16 protein-coding genes are annotated in these 19,079 nt (G+C 59.4%); 10 read left to right on the forward strand and 6 right to left on the reverse strand.

Annotated elements, in window-relative coordinates; translation table 11 throughout:
* The first annotated feature begins 927 nt into the window (after positions 1 to 927).
* The 10 genes from FHT86_RS33025 to greA all read left to right on the forward strand — a co-directional run bounded on the left by FHT86_RS33025 (position 928) and on the right by greA (position 12,232).
* Positions 928 to 2,481, forward strand: coding sequence for an FGGY-family carbohydrate kinase (locus tag FHT86_RS33025; protein ID WP_133711139.1), 1,554 nt, complete (start codon positions 928 to 930; stop codon positions 2,479 to 2,481).
* Positions 2,482 to 2,551: 70 nt separating this feature from the next.
* Complete coding sequence (locus FHT86_RS33030) at positions 2,552 to 4,063, forward strand: glycerol-3-phosphate dehydrogenase (RefSeq protein ID WP_133711140.1); 1,512 nt, start codon at positions 2,552 to 2,554, stop codon at positions 4,061 to 4,063.
* A 30-nt stretch (positions 4,064 to 4,093) separates the two neighbouring features.
* Complete coding sequence (locus tag FHT86_RS33035; protein ID WP_133711141.1) at positions 4,094 to 5,026, forward strand: sugar phosphate isomerase/epimerase; 933 nt, start codon at positions 4,094 to 4,096, stop codon at positions 5,024 to 5,026.
* 239 nt (positions 5,027 to 5,265) lie between these two features.
* Complete coding sequence (locus FHT86_RS33040; protein ID WP_133711142.1) at positions 5,266 to 6,216, forward strand: sugar-binding transcriptional regulator; 951 nt, start codon at positions 5,266 to 5,268, stop codon at positions 6,214 to 6,216.
* A 91-nt stretch (positions 6,217 to 6,307) separates the two neighbouring features.
* Complete coding sequence (locus FHT86_RS33045) at positions 6,308 to 7,084, forward strand: DeoR/GlpR family DNA-binding transcription regulator (protein WP_133711143.1); 777 nt, start codon at positions 6,308 to 6,310, stop codon at positions 7,082 to 7,084.
* Positions 7,081 to 7,866: a triose-phosphate isomerase gene (locus FHT86_RS33050; RefSeq protein ID WP_133711144.1), complete on the forward strand. Its 786-nt coding sequence runs from the start codon at positions 7,081 to 7,083 to the stop codon at positions 7,864 to 7,866. Before FHT86_RS33045 ends, FHT86_RS33050 begins: the two co-directional genes overlap by 4 nt.
* Positions 7,863 to 8,318: an RpiB/LacA/LacB family sugar-phosphate isomerase gene (locus FHT86_RS33055; protein WP_133711145.1), complete on the forward strand. Its 456-nt coding sequence runs from the start codon at positions 7,863 to 7,865 to the stop codon at positions 8,316 to 8,318. Before FHT86_RS33050 ends, FHT86_RS33055 begins: the two co-directional genes overlap by 4 nt.
* A gap of 283 nt (positions 8,319 to 8,601) precedes the next feature.
* The gene (locus tag FHT86_RS33060) at positions 8,602 to 10,323 is read left to right on the forward strand and encodes an ABC transporter ATP-binding protein (RefSeq protein WP_133711146.1); all 1,722 of its coding nucleotides are present in this window, start codon (positions 8,602 to 8,604) and stop codon (positions 10,321 to 10,323) included.
* A gap of 425 nt (positions 10,324 to 10,748) precedes the next feature.
* Positions 10,749 to 11,636 carry an alanine--tRNA ligase-related protein gene (locus FHT86_RS33065; protein ID WP_133711284.1) on the forward strand — a complete coding sequence of 296 codons (888 nt, stop codon included), beginning with the start codon at positions 10,749 to 10,751 and terminating at the stop codon, positions 11,634 to 11,636.
* A gap of 113 nt (positions 11,637 to 11,749) precedes the next feature.
* The gene (greA, locus tag FHT86_RS33070; RefSeq protein ID WP_133711147.1) at positions 11,750 to 12,232 is read left to right on the forward strand and encodes a transcription elongation factor GreA; all 483 of its coding nucleotides are present in this window, start codon (positions 11,750 to 11,752) and stop codon (positions 12,230 to 12,232) included.
* A 297-nt stretch (positions 12,233 to 12,529) separates the two neighbouring features.
* On the opposite strand, the gene FHT86_RS33075 is transcribed toward greA, so the two are convergent.
* From FHT86_RS33075 to FHT86_RS33100, 6 genes are all read right to left on the reverse strand, one after another.
* Positions 12,530 to 13,456 (reverse strand): LysR substrate-binding domain-containing protein, encoded by a 927-nt coding sequence (locus tag FHT86_RS33075; protein ID WP_133711148.1) that lies wholly within the window; start codon positions 13,454 to 13,456, stop codon positions 12,530 to 12,532.
* A 77-nt stretch (positions 13,457 to 13,533) separates the two neighbouring features.
* Positions 13,534 to 14,922 carry an argininosuccinate lyase gene (gene argH / locus FHT86_RS33080; RefSeq protein WP_133711149.1) on the reverse strand — a complete coding sequence of 463 codons (1,389 nt, stop codon included), beginning with the start codon at positions 14,920 to 14,922 and terminating at the stop codon, positions 13,534 to 13,536.
* 48 nt (positions 14,923 to 14,970) lie between these two features.
* Positions 14,971 to 16,332: an MmgE/PrpD family protein gene (locus tag FHT86_RS33085; protein WP_133711150.1), complete on the reverse strand. Its 1,362-nt coding sequence runs from the start codon at positions 16,330 to 16,332 to the stop codon at positions 14,971 to 14,973.
* Complete coding sequence (locus FHT86_RS33090) at positions 16,322 to 17,221, reverse strand: polysaccharide deacetylase family protein (RefSeq protein WP_133711151.1); 900 nt, start codon at positions 17,219 to 17,221, stop codon at positions 16,322 to 16,324. Before FHT86_RS33090 ends, FHT86_RS33085 begins: the two co-directional genes overlap by 11 nt.
* Positions 17,218 to 18,093: a polysaccharide deacetylase gene (locus FHT86_RS33095; protein ID WP_246779776.1), complete on the reverse strand. Its 876-nt coding sequence runs from the start codon at positions 18,091 to 18,093 to the stop codon at positions 17,218 to 17,220. Before FHT86_RS33095 ends, FHT86_RS33090 begins: the two co-directional genes overlap by 4 nt.
* A gap of 131 nt (positions 18,094 to 18,224) precedes the next feature.
* Positions 18,225 to 19,055, reverse strand: coding sequence for an ABC transporter substrate-binding protein (locus tag FHT86_RS33100; protein WP_133711153.1), 831 nt, complete (start codon positions 19,053 to 19,055; stop codon positions 18,225 to 18,227).
* Positions 19,056 to 19,079 lie beyond the last annotated feature (24 nt).

Raw genomic sequence — 19,079 nt, forward strand, 5'->3', positions numbered from 1 at the left:
GTTCGAAAGACCTTCGGCGCTATCGGCCGGATTGCCCTGCTGGCAAGAAAACGGAAAAAGCGAACCACTTTAGCTGGCTGACGACGGTCATCGAAGCCGCTGTCGGCGCGCCCGGACGGAACGGCGCTTGCCTCGCCCATCGACGCGATCATCGTGGCGTGAAGCCGGACCGTATCCTGAAACGAAATGGCTCATCGGAGTTCCTCCTTGGTTGCCGGTGCTTGTCTCCTCCAATCACCTAGCCTCGCAACAACGTCACATGACGTTGACTACGATAGAAGTATGTTATTAACGCCACCAACCATGTTATAATTTTTTTGCCATGTCAACTGCCCTTCGTCGCTTCAGCGGCTTCGTAACGCATTTTCCGTTTGCGAGACAGCACGGGTCGGAATAGTCATCACGTTCGCCGCGATCGTAAGCATCTTGGCATCCGTTTTGCTCGGCTCAAGACTCACAAATGAACAAGCGCCAAAATATGCCATTGAATATCAATGGTAATTTGGCGCCGTATCACTAGACTGCTCAATGAGCTGCACTTTGGCTGAGGCCGTTTGTCGACCAAGCGGTGCAATTCTCGTCATCCTTACTTCAGTTGCCTCCGGGGGGTCGGAAGCAATTGACATCAACTATTTTATATGAAAAAAATTACATTGCCAGAAAAATTTTACGCATGCTGTGATATCTTTGTGTTATAATCTGATCGTAGCTTACGGTGGGCGAATGCTGGCTTATTGACGCGACGCCCCGGCGCGACTCAAAGAGGGCGATGGTGCGGCCCGGCAGCGCGCCGTTACGGTGGACGCCACTGCCGGCTTGGGTTTGCGCATCGCAGGCCGGGGGAGATCGGGGAGGAACACGGAATGGATTTGAGACAAGTGTTGGCAGCCGCTGAGTCACGTCTTGGCGTGCGGGAGTTCTCGCGCGATGCCTAGTAACGAAACGATTATCATCGGAATTGATGCGGGAACCTCCGTCATCAAGGCCGTGGCCTTCGAGCTTTCCGGTCGGCAGATCGCATCGGCGGCCGCGCGTAACCAATACACGATGGGGGATGACGGCTCCGCCACACAGCCGCTCGGCCGCACATGGTCGGACTGCGTCAGCGCCCTGCGCGGGCTCGCCGACAAGGTCAACGACCTTGCGGCACGTACTGCCGCCATCGCCGTCACCGGCCAAGGCGACGGCACCTGGCTCGTCGGCTCTGGCAACCTGCCCATTTGCGATGCCTGGCTTTGGCTCGACGCACGGGCAGCCCCGACCGTTAATCGCCTGAACGGCCACGCGGACAATCGCCGACGCTTTGAGGCAACCGGCACCGGGCTCAACACTTGCCAACAGGGCCCGCAGCTCGCGCATATGGACCGCTACATGCCCGAGCTTCTCGATCGTGCCGAGACGGCCCTGCATTGCAAGGATTGGCTCTATCTCAATCTCACCGACGTTCGCGCAACCGATCCGTCGGAGGCGAGCTTCACCTTTGGCAATTTCCGCACGCGCCGCTACGATTCCGTCGTCATCGACACACTCGGCCTCCATCACAGAGAGTCCCTTCTGCCCGATATCATCGAAGGAACCGAGACAACGCATCCGCTGTCGGCCGATGCGGCTAACGCGACCGGCCTGCTGGCCGGCACGCCCGTCTGTCTCGGTTATGTCGATATGGTCATGACCGCCCTCGGTGCCGGAGTGCGAACCGCAGGCCAGAATGCCGCTTGCTCGACGATCGGTTCGACGGGCGTGCACATGCGCGCCAAGGCGGTCTCCGACGTCCAGCTCAATGCCGAGGGCACCGGCTATGTGATCACCCTGCCGATACCCGGCATCGTCACCCAGGTTCAGACCAATATGGGTGCGACGATCAATATCGACTGGATTCTGCAGATTGCCGCCGACCTGATGTCGGAGGCCGGCAAGCCGGTCGCCGCCTCGGACCTCGTTTCCAGAATAGACACATGGTTCGCTGAAAGCCGCCCCGGCTCCATTCTCTATCATCCCTATGTTTCGGAAGCGGGAGAACGCGGCCCCTTCGTCAACGCCCACGCCCGCGCCGGTTTTACTGGGCTCTCCATTCGCCACGGCTTTCCAGACCTGGTTCGCGCCGTGATCGAAGGGCTCGGCATGGCGACGCGCGATTGCTACGCGGCGATGGGCGACATGCCGCTTGAACTGCGGATGACAGGCGGAGCCGCACGAAGCCGCGCGTTACGTCAATCGCTCTCGGCCGCTGTCAACGCCCCAGTCAGGGTCTCCAAACGTCAGGAAGCGGGAGCCGCAGGTGTTGCCATGATGGCCGCGGTTGCAATCGGTGCCTATGCGAACATGGACGACTGCATTGCCGAATGGGTCACGCCGCTGCTTGGCGAAGCCGAAGCGCCCGACGCGGAACAGGCGCGCCGTTACGATCGATTGTTCGCAGCTTATCTGGACGTACGGCAGGCAATCACACCCGCATGGGACATGCTCGCTGAGCAACCATAGGGATAAACAAGCCATGCACGTGGGCAGGACAGATGATTTTTGATGCAGAAGGCATCCTAAGGAGCGTGAAATGACTGAATCCGAAATCCTCGATCTCTTCGTGATCGGAGGCGGCATCAATGGCGCCGGCATCGCGCGGGACGCGGCCGGTAGAGGCCTCTCCGTCATGCTCTGCGAGAAAGACGATCTGGCTGAAGGCACGTCGTCACGATCCGGGAAGCTCGTCCACGGCGGTCTGCGATATCTTGAATATTATGAGTTTCGCCTGGTACGCGAAGCCCTGATCGAGCGCGAGGTCCTGCTGAATTCCGCAAGCCACATCATCTGGCCGATGCGTTTCGTGCTGCCGCACAGCCCGACGGATCGCCCCGCCTGGCTCGTCCGTCTCGGCCTCTTCCTCTACGACCATCTGGGTGGCCGCAAGCGGCTGCCCGGCACCCGCTCCCTCGATCTCAGCCGCGATCCGGAAGGCACGCCGATCGTCGATCAATATACCAAGGGCTTCGAGTATTCCGACTGTTGGGTCGACGATGCGCGACTCGTATTGCTAAATGCCCTCGATGCCGCCGAAAAGGGCGCTCAGATCCTGACGCGCACCGCCTGCATTAGCGCACGGCGCGACAACGGCAGTTGGATCGTCCAGATGCGCGACGAGCGTTCCGGCGACGTCCGTACGGTGCGGGCACGCGTCCTTGTGAACGCCGCAGGTCCGTGGGTCAACGATATCATCGGCCGCGTCGCCGGCTCCAACAGCCAACGCAAGGTCCGGCTCGTCAAGGGCAGCCATATCATCGTTCCGAAATTCTGGAGCGGACAACACGCCTACCTGGTTCAGAACCATGACAAGCGCGTGATCTTCATCAACCCTTACGAAGGCGACATGGCCCTTATCGGCACCACGGACATTCCCTACGAAGGCAAGCCGGAAGAGGTGAAGGCCGACGAGCAGGAGATGGACTATCTGATCGCTGCCGTGAACCGTTATTTCAAGGAAAAACTGCGCCGTTCCGACGTGATCTCAAGCTTCTCCGGCGTTCGTCCGCTGTTCGACGACGGGCAAGGCAACCCTTCCGCTGTGACGCGCGACTATGTCTTCGATCTCGACGAGACCGGTGGCGCACCCATGCTCAACGTTTTTGGCGGCAAGATCACGACTTTCCGCAAGCTGTCCGAACACGCGCTGCAGAGGCTCGCCAAATTCTTTCCCAAGATGGGCGGCGACTGGACCCGTTCCGCGACATTGCCCGGCGGCGACATTCCGAATGCCGACTACACCAGCTTCGCCGACTCGCTGCGCGAAGCCTATCCCTGGATGCCGCGCACGCTTGTGAACCATTACGGCCACCTATATGGCGCGCGGACCAAGACGATTGTAGGTGACGCCACATCCCTTGCCGGCCTCGGCCGCCATTTCGGCGGCAATCTCCATGAGGCGGAGGTACGCTATCTCGTCGCTTACGAATGGGCGCATACCGTGGACGATGTTCTCCTGCGGCGCACCAAGGAAGGCCTGCATATGACTGCCAAGGAGAAAGCGGATTTCTCGGCTTGGTTCGAGAGCGAACTGGCTTTGGCCGCCTGAGACATCCGCACATCCGAGGAGCCGACCCCCATGCCATTGACACTTTCACTCAACACCAATCCGCTGGTGAACCGTTTCGCCGAGCCGGACGACCTCATCGAGACGGTCGCGCGCGACCTCAGGATCCGCGATCTGCAATTGACGCATGAGTTCATCAATCCGAGCTGGCAGGCGCCGGTGATCCGGCGGCTGACCCGCACAATGCGGGCCGCGTTAGCGCGCACCGGCGTTCGCGTGACCTCGGGCATGACCGGTCCATATGGGCGCCTGAACCATTTCGGCCATCCCGACGCCGATGTCAGGCGTTACTATGTCGACTGGTTCAAGACCTTCGCCGACATCATTGCCGATCTCGGCGGACAATCGGTGGGCACGCAATTCGCTATCTTCACCTACAAGGACTTCGATGATCCAGCACGGCGGGAGAGCCTTATCCAGATCGCGATCGATTGCTGGGCTGAAGTCGCCGAGCACGCCCGATCGGCTGGCCTTTCCTATGTGTTCTGGGAGCCGATGAGCATCGGCCGCGAATTCGGTGAGACGATCAAAGAATGCATTAAGCTGCAGGACCGCCTGACCGCCGCCAATCTCGCAGTGCCGATGTGGATGATGGCCGATATCGATCATGGCGATGTCACATCGGCAAACCCTGACGATTACGATCCCTACACCTGGGCGCGCGCCGTTCCCAAGGTTTCTCCGATCATCCACATCAAGCAAAGCCTGATGGACAAGGGAGGCCATCGGCCGTTCACGGCGGAATTCAACGCCAAGGGTCGTATCCAGCCCGCGCCGTTGCTACAGGCGTTCACCGAAGGCGGTGCTGAGAACAACGAAATCTGTCTCGAGCTGTCGTTCAAGGAGCGCGAGCCCAATGATCGTCAGGTTGTCTCCCAAATCGCCGAAAGCATCGCCTTCTGGGCGCCTCATATCGACACCGGCGCCGGTGACCTTCGCATCTAGTTGCTGGTGGCCGCCAACGCTCCAGAGCAGTTCCAGAAAAATACGGGACGTGTTTCCGTCGGAATTGCTGGAAAGCGATGAGCTGGAGCGGTTCAGCGGTTTCGTGAAAAGCCGAACCGCCCTAGGACATCAGGGAGAGGGCAGCGCATTTGATTCTTGCCGTCAGCCCGTCTCGAGATGCGCCGGCTGCAAAAGGATGATTGAGAATGAACGTAAGAGCGAATGGAAGGGGACCGTCGATGGCCGATGCGGATGAGTCGCTCGCCGTGCGCGCCGCCTGGCTGCACTACGCCGGCGGGCTTACTCAGTCGGAGGTAGCCAAGCGCCTTGGCGTGCCGTCCGTCAAAGCACACCGCCTGATCGCACGGGCGGTCGCCGATGGCGTGGTCAAGGTGACGATTGATGGCGATATCGTCGAATGCGTGGAGCTCGAGACCCGGCTGGCGGAACGTTTCGGCCTGCAATATTGCGAGGTGGCGCCGGATCTCGGCGAGGAAGGCTTCGAGTTTCGCGCCCTCGGACAGGCTGGCGCCGGCTTCCTGAAGCGGGAGATCGAGCGCGGCGACAACAAGGTTATCGGTCTCGGCCACGGCCGAACATTGTCATCGGCCGTGCACCACATGCCGCGGCTGAACGCGAAGGGGCTGCGATTTGTCTCGATGCTCGGCGGGCTGTCGAGAAACTATGTGGCCAACCCCTATGATGTGATGCACCGCATCGCCGAAAAAACCGGCGCGCACGCCTATATGATGCCGGTGCCCTTCTTCGCCAATACCGGCGAGGACCGGGAAGTGATGCTTGCCCAGCGCGGCGTGAAGGAAGTGTTCGATCTCGCCAACAACGCCGACCTGAAACTTGTAGGTCTCGGCACGGTCGATACCGATGCGCAGCTTGTCCTCTCCGGCATGGTGGAGCCGCGCGAGATCGCGGAGATCGCGGCATCGGGCGGCGTGGGCGAGATACTCGGGCATTTCTTCGACGCTGACGGACGCATCCTCCAGACGACGCTGACGGCGCGAACCCTGTCCGCTTCCTTGCCGCGGTCGAAAACCGAGAGGTTGGTCGCCTTGGCCGGCGGTGTTGCGAAGGCCGAGGCCATCCGCGCAGTCCTGAAGAGCCGGTGTCTTTACGGCCTGATTACCGATGAACGAACCGCCCAGGCGCTTTTGGAACCCACGCACATCACATAAAAATATAACAAAGTAACAAAACAAGCGTGGAAATATGTGAAAAACGTGTTATGTTCTGGAGTATCCAATCCGGAGAGAACCGGAGGCCAAGGTGAAACGAGAAGAACGGCAACAATCGATCATTAACCTGCTCATCGAGCATAAAAGCGTCGACCTCGACGACTTGGCCGATCGCTTTGCCGTGTCCAAGATGACCATCCATCGCGACCTTGACGATCTCGAACAGGCCGGCGTCGTCCGCAAGATCCGGGGCGGCGCGACAATCGACGCGGGTGTGCAGTTCGAAAGCGACTTCCGCATCCGCGAGCGCCAGGGAAATGAAGCCAAGATCGCCATGGCGCGTCGCGCACTGGAGCTTGTCGAGCCTGGCATGACAGTTATGGTCAACGACGGTTCCATGGCCGCCGTTCTCGGCGAGATGTTGCTTCAGAAACGGCCGCTGACGCTGATCACCAACAACGCCGCAATCATCGAGAGGCTGAAGAACGAAAGCGGCATCACATTGATTGCGCTGGGTGGCATATACTCCCCGAAGTTCAACGCGTTTCTGGGTGTGGTGACAGAGGAAGCGTTGTTTCGTCTGAGAGCGGATATCGCTTTCATCTCGACGCCCGCCGTTTCCGGCACCCTTGCCTATCACATGGACGACAATGTGGTACGCGCGAAGCGGGCGATGATCGCGTCTGCGAGCAAGACCTGCTTGCTGGTCAATCACCAGCGCATTGGACATACCGCCCTGCATGTCATGGCCGATCTTGCCGATTTCGACGTCATCATCACCGACAGCGCCCCCGAGCCTGCCGCCATCGAGCAGCTCGAACGCGCCAACATCAACCTGACCATCGCCTCGAACTGGGAGACGACATGAGCGCCGCACCTCGATTCTGGATTGGAACCAGTTGGAAGATGAACAAGACGCTGGCGGAAGCCAGCAGCTATGCTGAGGCGCTGCGCGCCGCCGATGGTGGGCGAGATCCGGCTATCCAGCGTTTCGTCATTCCGCCGTTCACCGCGGTGCGGGAGGTCAAGGGTCTGCTTGCCGATACCTCCGTTAAGGTGGGTGCGCAGAACATGCACTGGGCCGATCAGGGTGCCTGGACCGGCGAGATTTCGCCTCTCATGCTCAGGGATTGCAATCTCGACATCGTCGAGCTCGGCCACTCCGAACGCCGCGAACATTTCGGCGAGACCAACGAGACGGTCGGCCTGAAGACCGAAGCCGCAATCCGCCACGGTCTGATCCCGCTCATCTGCATCGGTGAAACACTGGCCGACCGGGAGAGCGGCCGGGCAACGGACATTTTGAAAACTCAGGTTCTCGGCGCTTTTTCGAAGCTGTCCGCGGCGCAGAAGGGCGCGCAGATCCTTCTTGCCTACGAACCTGTCTGGGCAATCGGCGAAAAGGGAATTCCCGCATCGCCAGACTATGCCGATGCACGCCAAGCCGAGATCGTGTCGATCGCGCAAGATGTGCTCGGCCGCCGAATCCCCTGTCTCTATGGGGGATCGGTCAATCCGGGGAACTGTGAAGAACTCATATCGTGCCCAAACATCGACGGGCTTTTCATCGGTCGTTCGGCCTGGAGCGTCGAGGGTTATCTCGGCATCCTTGCCCAATGCACCGCCAAACTCCAAGGAGATAAACAGTGAAGCTTGCAATCGCAGGAGACAGCGCTGGCGAAGGCCTCGCAAAAATTCTCGCCGAGCACCTCAAGGACCGCTACGACGTGCAGGAAGTGTCGCGCACGGATACCGGTCCGGACCCGTTCTACGCGAACCTTGCCGATCGCGTCGCGTCGGGCGTCCTCGACGGCACCTATGATAAGGCGATCCTCGTCTGCGGTACCGGCATCGGCGTCAGCATTTCCGCCAACAAGGTGCCCGGCATCCGCGCCGCGCTGACGCACGATACCTATTCGGCCGAACGTGCCGCACTTTCGAACAACGCCCAGATTATCACGATGGGCTCCCGCGTCATCGGACCGGAACTTGCCAAGGCCATCGCCGACACCTTCCTCGCACACACATTCGACGAGCAGGGCCGCTCGGCAGGAAATGTCGAGGCAATCAAAGAACTCGACGCGAAATACAACGCGCGTTGATTGGGATTGCATAGCATCGCCGCGTGTCGTGGCCTTCAGATCGACACGCGGCGATGATGCCGCAATAAACCGAGAGAAATGAAGCTGCGTCACGACGCCAACCTGCAGTTGGGGATGACAGCGCCTGGCTCGTCGGCTATAAGGCCTGTGCGACTCATGAGGGAGATCAGTTAGATGAGAAATTTCGGCACCAATCAGCGCTGAACAGCGACGCCGAATGCGGACTGCTGTTCAGTCCATCCTTGTCTAACAATATGATCTCTCGTGCCCTTGGAGGGCATTCATGTTTCGTCGCTTCTTTTCCTATTATGCGCGCTATAAGACCCTGTTTTTTCTGGATTTCGGCTGCGCGGTCGTCGCTGGTCTTCTCGAATTGGGCTTTCCGCTGGCGGTCAAGCTCTTTGTCGATGAACTGCTGCCAAGTCGTGAGTGGGGTCTGATCGCTGCGACCGCTGCGCTGCTGCTGATCGTCTATGCGCTGAACACCGGTCTGATGGCTGTGGTCAACTACTGGGGCCATGCGCTGGGCATCTCGATCGAATCCGACATGCGCCGCCAGGCCTTCGACCACATCCAGAAGCTCTCGTTCCGTTATTTCGACAATAACAGAACCGGGCATCTAATTACACACGTCACCAAGGATCTCGAGGAAGTGGGCGAAATCGCCCATCACGGACCCGAAGACGTCTTCATCGCCATCATGACCTTCATCGGCGCCTTCCTGCTGATGTTTTCGGTGCAGTGGAAGCTGGCGCTGATGACGACGATCATCGTGCCCTTCATGACCTGGCTTGTTAGCCGCTACGGCGCCAGGATGACATTGAACTGGCGCAGCCTGTTCACCAAGGTCGGCGACTTCAACACCCGCGTGCAGGAGAGCGTCGGCGGCATCCGTGTCGTCAAGGCCTTCGCCAACGAGGATTACGAAAGCCGGCTCTTTGCCCGCAATAACGAGGACTACAAGGCCACCAAGCTTAATGCCTATGCCTATATGACTGCGAGCATTGCGCTCAGCTATTTCAGCACGCGCCTTGTGCAGCTCGTGGTGATGGTGGCCGGAACCTGGTTCGTGGTTTCCGGCGAGCTGACCTATGGCGGCTTCGTCAGCTTCCTGCTCCTGATCAATGTCTTCTTTCACCCGATCGACAAGATCACTTCGGTGCTCGAGATGTATCCGAAGGGCATCGCCGGCTTTAAACGCTTCCTGTCGTTGATCGACACGCAGCCCGACCTCGCGGACCGGCCGAACGCGATTGTGGTCGATCATCTCAAGGGCGATATCGTCTACAAAAACGTCAGCTTCGGCTATTCGGATCAGGGCATGATCTTCGAAGGCCTCAACCTGCAAATCTCTGCCGGAGAGACCGTAGCCTTCGTCGGCGCTTCGGGAACAGGCAAGACGACGATCTGCTCGCTGCTGCCACGCTTCTACGACGTGACGGCCGGCAGCATCACCATCGACGGCATCGACATCCGCGATATGACGCAGGCCTCCCTACGCAGCCAGATCGGCATCGTGCAGCAGGACGTGTTTCTGTTCGGATCGACCATTCGAGAAAACATCGCCTATGGGCGGCTGGGCGCGACCGACAAGGACATCATGGAGTCGCTGCGCCGCGCATCGCTGGACGAATTCGTCCGTTCCCTGCCGGACGGTCTCGATACGCCGACCGGCGAACGCGGCGTGAAGCTGTCAGGCGGGCAAAAGCAGCGACTGGCCATTGCGCGCATCTTCCTCAAGAACCCGCCAATCCTCATTCTCGACGAAGCAACTTCTGCGCTCGACACAGCAACCGAGTATGCCATCCAGCAGGCGCTGGCGGACCTCTCGAAGGGCCGTACGACCCTCGTGGTGGCGCATCGGCTGACGACTATCCGCAATGCTGATCGCATCATTGTCATGGGATCGAACGGCATCGTCGAACAGGGTACGCATGCTGAACTGCTGACCAGCGGCGGCGGTTATGCCAGGCTTCACAGCGCCCAGTTCGGAGCGTTCCCGTGATACAGACGCGTATTGTCACGATCGAGCCTGGCCGTGGTCGGTGAAGCGTTTGCTGAAGTTCATGATTCAACGGCGGATTCCCACGGAATCCGCCCATTTCATTTGCAGATCCATTTCATCGCCATCGGAGAGGCTGATGCCGCCGGGGTGCGAGGATCTCAGCGCCCAATTTGCGCTTGGTTGTGAGCGCATGCCGCTTTAGTCATGCCCCTATACATTGCAAAGAGGTGTGGCGCACTGGCGGTAAAGCGGCGGACAGGATCGCAAATTGATCGGCTTCTTCTTGGCAGCGGCCGATATTGCCTCAATACGTCTACAGTCGCGCAGTTATGAGTCTGCGGCCTAGTTCGTATTCGCTCAAGCTCGTCAGTCATTGAATGAATGGGCCTGCGAGGAGCAGATTGCCGTTTGCAGCTCAGGTCGCTATGTTTACTGAAGGCACACGAACAACAAAGGAGGTTGCCTATGTCATCGCGGGACGCCTGATCCAGCAATACCAAGACTTCTGCCTTTCCAAGGGCATCAATTTTACCAGCATTGAATCCGTACGGCCGCACGACAATACCACGCTCTTCTGCAGCGCTGGCATGCAGCAGTACAAGCCCCTCTTCTCCGATCCCTCCTACATTGGAACCGTCGCAAACAGCCAGGCCTGCCTGCGCATGGGCGACCTCGATGAGATCGGAGACGGAACGCACTTTCTCCACTTCACGATGCTCGGTCTTTTCTCCTTCAGGGAGATGACCGTTGGCGACGCCATCGATTTCTGGATTGAGTTCCTTGGAACACTCGGTCTGGTACCTGACCATGTGACAATCCATCCCGATCGCCTGGACGAATGGACTCCGCTTTATCGCGGCCGCTTGCCCGTGATTTCAGATGCAGAATGCAAATGGAGTGATGGCAGCATCAGCGGATATTGCACCGAGTTCTATAAAAATGGCATTGAGATCGGAAACATCGTCAATCCGCTCGGAACTTGTATCGACGTCGGTTTCGGTGCCGAACGCCTCGACATGATCGTCAACGGCACGCCGCCAGAGGATGCGCTTGGCACGCTGCGCGAGACTGTCGTGAAGATCGTGGAGAGTGGCTACCGAGCGGGTAACAAGGAACAAGGATACGTGCTGCGAAAGTTGCTCCGCCGCATCCATATGATGGGCGGCATGCTCGATCATCCTTATTTTGAAGAGGAGGTCGAACGTCAGAAACGTCTGCGCGCCAAATATCTGCGTCTCAGTGAAAAACATTCCGACATGAGTCCGGAATGGTGGTTCGACACGCACGGTATCGACCTCTCCGACATGCGGTAGACTGTGGACGAGTTGCAACGGACAGGGCCTCCCGATGGTGACAGCGGGAGGCGCCTTGACGTCTTGGTTTCCGTAGCCGCTCTACTATAATGATTTGGTAGGAGGATCGCATCATGGCTGTCGCTTTCACAAAAGAGGAAAGTGCCGAAACGGCTGCGGAGACGCAGCTTCCCGACCGTGCTATTTCGCCTCATCCGAACTTGGTCACCGAAGACGGATGGAAGGCGCTGAACGTCGCCCTACAGGAGGCTCGCGAACAGTACGAGGCCGCAAACGCTCTCGAAGACGTGAACGAGCGGCGACGTCAAGCGGCGGTACCTTTTCGTGACCTGCGTTATTTCAATGAGCGGGTGCGGACTGCTGAGGTGATGACAGCTCCAGCGTCAAATGAAGCTGTCGCCTTCGGCAGCACCGTCACCTTCAGCCGAGACGACGGGCGCGTGCAGACCTATCGCATAGTGGGAGAAGACGAAGCCGAGCCTAAACATGGGACGATCTCCTACGTTTCGCCAGTCGCTCGATCTCTCATGGGGAAATCGGTCGGGGACGTAGCCGTGGTCGGCAACAACGAGCTGGAGATTGTGTCGATCACTTGAGGTGGAACGGTTCTCTCGTTCCTGCGCTCCGTCGACCGCGATCGGATCGAACTGCGAGGGGATGGGAAAGCGTCAGATATTCAAAAGCCGCTTCGCCGGCGACGGCCAGTTTGTCGAGAGTGTCTCACGGGTTGGTCGGTGCCTGCGAATGGAGGCGGCGAAAGGAGCAAGAATATGCTGGGAAGCATGACCGCATCGTCGAGCTTGGAATAAACGCAAGCTCACGCGGTGAAGGGAGGTTTCTCGAATTGTGTGAGCAAGCGGGTTTTGCCGAGCCTCAACGCCTCGCAAAGCAGCTCAACCTAATCCTCCACTTACATTGTTCATCTCGCCGCAAGCATGTTCGAGCCAATCCGAGAATGCACGTACCTTCTGGCGCGCATCGGCGCGGGCCGGCCATAGGGCATAGTAGCCATAACCGCTATCGATGATCCGCTCAAAAGGGGCCACCAGCTCGCCGCTCTCCAGATCCTGCTGCGAAAAGGCAAGATCGCCCATGGTCACACCATAGCCGCTGGCCGCAGCGGTCATTGCAAAATCCTGCGTGTCGAAGACCTGATGGCGAGCCGCATGGAAAGAATAGGCGCCCTCGGCCTGTAGCCAGAGCGTCCAATCGCTATGACGCGGGTTGGAATGTAGCAGGACGCAGTTTTGCAGATTCTTTACCGCCGGCGGATCACCGAGCTTCGAAAGCAGTTGTGGGGAACACATCGGCGTCAGCCGTTCGCGCAATAGCGGCAAAACATCCATACCAGGCCAATGGCCGTTGCCGTAGGTGATCAGCATGTCGATATCGCCGACCGAGAAAGTGGGGCGCAGGAACCAGGCCGTGTCGATGTTGATATTCAGATCTTCATGATGGCTGTGAAGATCCGGCAGGCGCGGAAGGAACCACTTACGCGCAAATGTCGGCGGCATGCGGATCGTGAGCGAGCGTACGGTCGTCCGCGTTGCTTCGAATGAAGTCTTCAGTGAGGCAAGAAGGGTGTCGACAATCGGGATCAGCGCCATACCGCGCTCCGTCAGCGCCACCTTACGCGTATGGCGTTCGAACAGGCTGCACCCGAAATAATGCTCAAGCTGCTGAACCTGCCTGCTGATTGCGCTTTGGCTGAGATTGAGTTCGGCTGCCGCCGCCGTGAAGCTGCCCGTTTCCGCAACGACCGAAAAGGTCTGAAGCGTCTGCAGCGGCGGTAGCCGGTTGTGATCGAATCTCGGTTCCATTCGTTCCCTTGCCTTCACGCCGCTGATTGACGCAACAAGCATTAAAGCATGCGGATCGGATGGCAACCGGACGCGGCTCAGGCGATTGCGCGGCGCACAGTCGATACGGCCTCTCTGACCCGGCGCGGCGCCGTCCCGCCTCTATGGTCGCGGCTGGCGACCGATCCTTCCACTGTCAGCACGTCAAAGACGTCTTCGCGAATGGACGGCGCAAAGGCTTGCATATCGGTGAGCGAAAGCCCCGAGAGCGTCGCCAGCGCCTTGTCGCGTGCCATGCCCACGATCGCGGCGACGGAATGGTGCGCGTCCCGGAACGGCATTCCGGTGCGGACGAGATAGTCGGCCAGATCGGTCGCCGTCGAATAGCCCTGCTTGGCCGCCGACAGCATCTTGTCGCGCTTCACCGTAATGGTCGGGATCATCTGGGCGGTAACGCTGACGGCCGCGCGGACGGTCTCGAGGGTGTCGGTCAGCGGCGGCTTCGATTCCTGCTGGTCCTTGTTGAAGGCAAGCGGCTGGCTTTTCATGAGCGCTGCGGAAAATGCAAGATTGCCAATGACGCGAGCCGCCTTGCCACGCACGAGTTCAGCCAGATCAGGATTGCGCTTCTGCGGCATGATGGAGGAGCCGGTGCAGAACTGGTCGCCCACCTCGATGAAATCGAACATCGGCGTGCACCACAGGATCACCTCCTCGCTAAAGCGCGACAGATGTCCCATGATCACTGCGCCGGCGCTGCAAACATCCACGACATAGTCGCGGTCTGAAACCGCATCGAGGGAGTTGGCAAACGACTGCGAAAAGCCAAGCTGATCGGCACTATACTCAGGATCTATGGGATAGCCCGTACCGGCCAGCGCGGCGGCGCCAAGCGGCGAAACGTTGAGACGCTCCCGCGCGGCACCGACCCGGTCGAGATCCCGCAAAAACATTTCGGCATAGGCCATCAGGTGATGGCCGAAAGTGACGGGCTGGGCCACCTGCAAATGCGTGAAGCCGGGCATGATCGCATCGACATGCTCCTCGGCAAGATCGACGAAGGCGCCGACCAGGGTCTTCAGATCAGCGGCCAGCAGATCCAGCTGCTCGCGTGCATAAAGGCGTATATCGGTTGCAACCTGGTCGTTGCGCGATCTCGCGGTATGCAGCTTCTTTCCAGCATCGCCGATCAGGGCGGTCAACCGGTTCTCGACATTGGTGTGAACGTCTTCAAGCTCTCTCTTCCACTCGAACGCGCCCGAACGCATTTCTTCTGCAATCTGGTCGAGCCCGGTCTGGATCTGAGCATTCTCTTGCGCCGTGATGATGCCGGCGCGGGCCAGCATATTGGCATGGACCTTGGAGCCTGCAACGTCATGCAATGCTATGCGCTTGTCCTGATCAAGGCATTCGTGGAAATTCTCGAAGTCCCTGGAAACGGCTTCCTTGAAAAGTGGGGACCATGTCGTGGCCGTCTGGTTTCTCATCTCGGTCTTCCCTTTTGAAAGGACGCAGCCCGCCTCCGAGCGCGTCGTTTATTGAAGCAGATCAAGCAGACTGCGGGCGTCGGCCCGGCTTTCCAGATCGAGGACGAAATCACACAAGGCATTGACCCTATGGGAAGGCAGCACCATGCTGGCAAGCTCGGCATACTTGCCGATGAGCCGCTCATCGCTCAGCGGGTTCTGCGGTCCACCCAGGGGAAATTCGACAATCAGGCGGTGCCGCTCGCGATTGTCAGTCACGATGGTGATTGCGGGCTCGTCCTCATCCCTCATCGCCGGATCGATCCGAACAGTGATGCGATCCATCAACGAACCGATCGCCGCTGCCGACCAGGCCGCCTCTTCCAGCTCGGCAAGAAAGACCTTGCCATAACGCAGCCTGGCGGCGAGCGCATAGGGCAGGCTCATCTGCGCCTGAGCGCGGGACTCGATCGTCTTGCCACCGCACATGCCGTACTGGAAGCGACTGATATCCACCTCGATAGCCTCAATGTCGGCAGCGTCGAGACCATGACGTTGAAGCAGCAGATCCAGCGCGTCGATCCCAGCATGCGTGCCGCGGCAGGTGGCATGCGGCTTGATGGAGCAGCGATTGAGCCGCCAGTTCATCCCGAAATCGAGTACCAGGGCTTGCGGATCTCCCCTGCCCGCGCCGAACGTTGCGAAGAAACTACCCCAGCGCTCTGCGTCGAATACGCTGTCCGGCCCCTCGAAATCCCTCTTTGCCAGATAGGCGGCCATAAGCCCGCCTTCGGCGGCGCGGCCGGCATGAAGCTTTTTGGTTGAACTGCCGTTGTGAATGAAAGCCCAGGTGCCGCCGACGAAAGAACAGGCCGTGCCAAGCGCCGAAGTCATGGCATCTGCATCGAGATCCAGCATAGTGCCGACAGCAGCGGCTGCGCCAAATGCACCGCACGTGCCTGTGGAATGCCAACCGAGGCCGTTGTGCTCTTCGTATCCGCCGACCGCCTCCAGCACACGACGGCCGACTTCGTAGCCAAGCAGGACGCTGCGCAAAAGCTCGCGGCCGCTGAACGGCCGATCGCAATCACCAAGTGCAGCGAGTGCGGCAGGCAGGACGACAGCGCCGGAATGATCGCAGCCGCCACTGTCATCGAGCTCGTAGGCATGAGCCGAAACACCATTGACGAGTGCGGCGGTCCTTGCGTCCGCCGAGATCGGCCGTCCCCAGATAGACGAACGCCCCATTCCGGCTTGAATGCCAAGCACCTCCAGCACGGTGCGGGTTTCGCGGGATGCTGATCCGGCAATCGCTGCGCCAAGCGTATCGAGAATGTGAAGCTTTGCCTTGTGAATGGTCTCACGGGGAAAGGCATTGAAGCTCGTTGAACATACGTGGCCGGCAAGTAGGCGTGTCAGATTATCGCTCACCGGCCTGCTCCTCGCCGATATAGGCTTCATAGACATTGATTGGATGATCGCCGGGTGCGGCGATGCCCTTGCGGCCATGCCAACGCGCAACCTCGGCGGCCGTTGCCAACCAAACGTCGTCGAAGCCTCGGATGTGACATAACAACTCCTCGATCAGAGCAATTCTGCCAGGTGTCCCCGTCCATTCCGGGCGGAGCTGGATCACATAGCAAAGGCCGTATTTTCGGTAGGCGTCGAACTCGGCGATCCAGTTGCCGAGCACCGCCTCGTAGGACGGAATCCGCCCCTGGCCCTTCGGAAAGGCCGGCGTGAAGTTGAATTGAAAGTAAGGTCGGTCTTCGAGTTCGATGTGAACCGGAATTTCCACGAGCGACGACGGATGGCTGTAAGGTACGTCATCGCCGTTCAAGGATGCAGACCAGGAATAGCCAGCCTGGAGAAGCATCCGGTCGAAGTGACGCGGCCAATTGCCTGCGGGCAGCCGAAAGCCCGAGACATCGTTCGATGCGATCGAACTCAGCGTCTCGCGGCTGCGCTGCAGGAGTTCCACGGCCGCGGTCGCCAGCATGGCATCGTAGCGCTCGAAGGCCCAGCCGTGGCTTTCGAGCTGGTGATGCGCCGACACGACATCGCGCAGAAGCCGCTCATGCCTTTCCGCCACGAGACCGGGCACGAACCAGCTCGTCGACATGCCGGCGGCGGCGAACGCATTACACAGGCGCTCCACACCGCGGATGGCGCCATATTGCCAGACCGAATAGCTCTTGCTGCGTCCCCGCAGATCAGGCGCCTGCGCAATTGCATCGAGGCCGTCATCGAAGATCACAGAGACGATTGCGGCGCATCTCTTGCCCTGCGGCCAGAAGCCTTCGGAAGGAGTGCTGGTCATGTGGCAATCTCCGGACGTTGCTCAATCCACCACTTCGCGATCTCGGAACAACGCGTCGTCCAGACGCTGTCGCCATGCGCGGTGATGGCTTTGAAAAGGCCCTCCAGGATCGCAAGCCGGCCGGGCTTGGCGCAGACCTTTGGATGCAGGATCGTCGTCCAGCAGAGCCCTTCGCGATGGTAACCCTCGAATTCGGCGCACCAATTGCGCTGGACGTCGGCGTAGCCGGATATCCGGTCGAGCCCGATCGGGAAGTCGGGATCCTCGCTGTAAGCGAGAGCGGTATAGTCATCGATATCCCAGCGCCCCGGAATCTCGACAAGTCCGCGGCCATGTGCCCCCTGGTGGAAATAGGGCCGATCATCGCCACGCATCGAACTGGAGTAGATCACGCCGAAGGCATGCAGCAGTTCGGCGGTTTCCTCGCTCCAGTCGCCCGAGGGCGTGCGGAAGCCGACCGGCGTCACCCCCAGCCGCTTGCGAAAGATCTCACGGGAACGCTCCATGATATCGAGCTGCTGCTGCCGGCTGCAATCGATGAAAACCTCATGATAGTGGCCGTGATAGGCAATCTCGTGGGCATCCCTGAGGATGCGTTCGCATTGCGATGGCCAATGCTCGACGACCCAGGTCGGCACAAAGAACGTCGCCTTGAGGCCATATTCGCTGAGAAGATCGAGAAGCCTTGGAAGGGCACGCCAGGGACCATAAGCGCCTTGCGTGAAGTAGCGGGGATTGGACAGCAGCGAGCCGTCGAGCATCGCATCCCCGGTCGGGCCATCGACGTCGAAGGCGAGCGCTACCGCCGACTGCCGGCCTTCCGGCCAGAGAGCAGGTTTCGCCGCCGAATTGGTTGCAGTCTTCGCAGTCATGGGACTTTGCATGCGCTTTCAGTTGTGTTTGAGGCGCAACCATCCTTCCGCGGGCGCAATGGCACCCCGGCTGACCGTTGCATGCATGGGATCGGGAAGCGCCGCTTTTGCTGCGGCGCTTCTTGTGGCGCTTACTTGACGCCGTTCACCACAGCCTTTGGAACGGCATTGTGGACTAGCCCCCACTTCTTGAGGATCTGATCGTAGGTGCCATCCTTGATGAGAGCATCGAAGGCCCCGGCAACCACATCGCGAAGGGCGGTGTTGTCCTTCTTGAACGCCATGCCGAACGTATCGTTGCTGAGCAGCGGGTCGCCGACCAGCTTGTACGTATCGGGCTCAAGCCGCATCTGGTAAGCGATCGTCTCGATCCCCTGGACGACAGCATCATAGCGACCCTGCTTCATGCCGAGACGGGCGGCGTTTGAATCTGCCGTACCCTCGAAGGCTATCGTGGACTTGCCCTTGGCCTCGCAATTGGCCGCGCTCCAATCCTTGACGTTTTCGCCAAAGGAGGTGCTTCGGCTTCCTGCGACCGTTTTGCCACACAGATCGCTCGCCTGCTTGTATTTGTCTGCGTTGGCGTTGACGGTGAACAGGATGGGACCGCTCGTGATGTAGTCAACGAAGTCCATGCTCGCCTGGCGCTTTACGTTGTCGCTCATGCCGGAAATGATCATGTCGGCACGACCGGTCTGGAGGCCGCTTTGAAGCTCCTGAAATGCGGAGGTGACGAAGACGGTCGTGAGATTCAGTTTCTTGGCGATGGCATTTGCAAGATCGACATCGAAGCCGTCGATGGTGCCGCTGTCTGGATTGACGAATTCCATGGGCGGATAGATGGGGTTAGTCAGAATGCGCAGTTCGCCTTCCTTGAGAAGGTTCAGGCTCGAATCTGCCGATGCGGTGGTGGCGGCGAGGGACAGCAGCGCCGCCGAGATGGCGAGATGGATGCGTTTCATCAATTTCTCCTCTGATGATCTTTC

It is taken from the genome of Rhizobium sp. BK313 (genome assembly GCF_014193655.1).
Lineage (GTDB): Bacteria > Pseudomonadota > Alphaproteobacteria > Rhizobiales > Rhizobiaceae > Rhizobium.

Bases quoted from the DNA above. Each gene is read 5' to 3' on its own strand.
- FHT86_RS33025 (WP_133711139.1), top strand. From the start codon at position 928: ATGCCTAGTAACGAAACGATTATCATCGGAATTGATGCGGGAACCTCC.
- FHT86_RS33030 (WP_133711140.1), top strand. From the start codon at position 2,552: ATGACTGAATCCGAAATCCTCGATCTCTTCGTGATCGGAGGCGGCATC.
- FHT86_RS33035 (WP_133711141.1), top strand. From the start codon at position 4,094: ATGCCATTGACACTTTCACTCAACACCAATCCGCTGGTGAACCGTTTC.
- FHT86_RS33040 (WP_133711142.1), top strand. From the start codon at position 5,266: ATGGCCGATGCGGATGAGTCGCTCGCCGTGCGCGCCGCCTGGCTGCAC.
- FHT86_RS33050 (WP_133711144.1), top strand. From the start codon at position 7,081: ATGAGCGCCGCACCTCGATTCTGGATTGGAACCAGTTGGAAGATGAAC.
- FHT86_RS33060 (WP_133711146.1), top strand. From the start codon at position 8,602: ATGTTTCGTCGCTTCTTTTCCTATTATGCGCGCTATAAGACCCTGTTT.
- FHT86_RS33065 (WP_133711284.1), top strand. From the start codon at position 10,749: ATGTTTACTGAAGGCACACGAACAACAAAGGAGGTTGCCTATGTCATC.
- greA (WP_133711147.1), top strand. From the start codon at position 11,750: ATGGCTGTCGCTTTCACAAAAGAGGAAAGTGCCGAAACGGCTGCGGAG.
- FHT86_RS33075 (WP_133711148.1), bottom strand. From the start codon at position 13,456: ATGGAACCGAGATTCGATCACAACCGGCTACCGCCGCTGCAGACGCTT.
- argH (WP_133711149.1), bottom strand. From the start codon at position 14,922: ATGAGAAACCAGACGGCCACGACATGGTCCCCACTTTTCAAGGAAGCC.
- FHT86_RS33090 (WP_133711151.1), bottom strand. From the start codon at position 17,221: ATGACCAGCACTCCTTCCGAAGGCTTCTGGCCGCAGGGCAAGAGATGC.
- FHT86_RS33095 (WP_246779776.1), bottom strand. From the start codon at position 18,093: ATGACTGCGAAGACTGCAACCAATTCGGCGGCGAAACCTGCTCTCTGG.
- FHT86_RS33100 (WP_133711153.1), bottom strand. From the start codon at position 19,055: ATGAAACGCATCCATCTCGCCATCTCGGCGGCGCTGCTGTCCCTCGCC.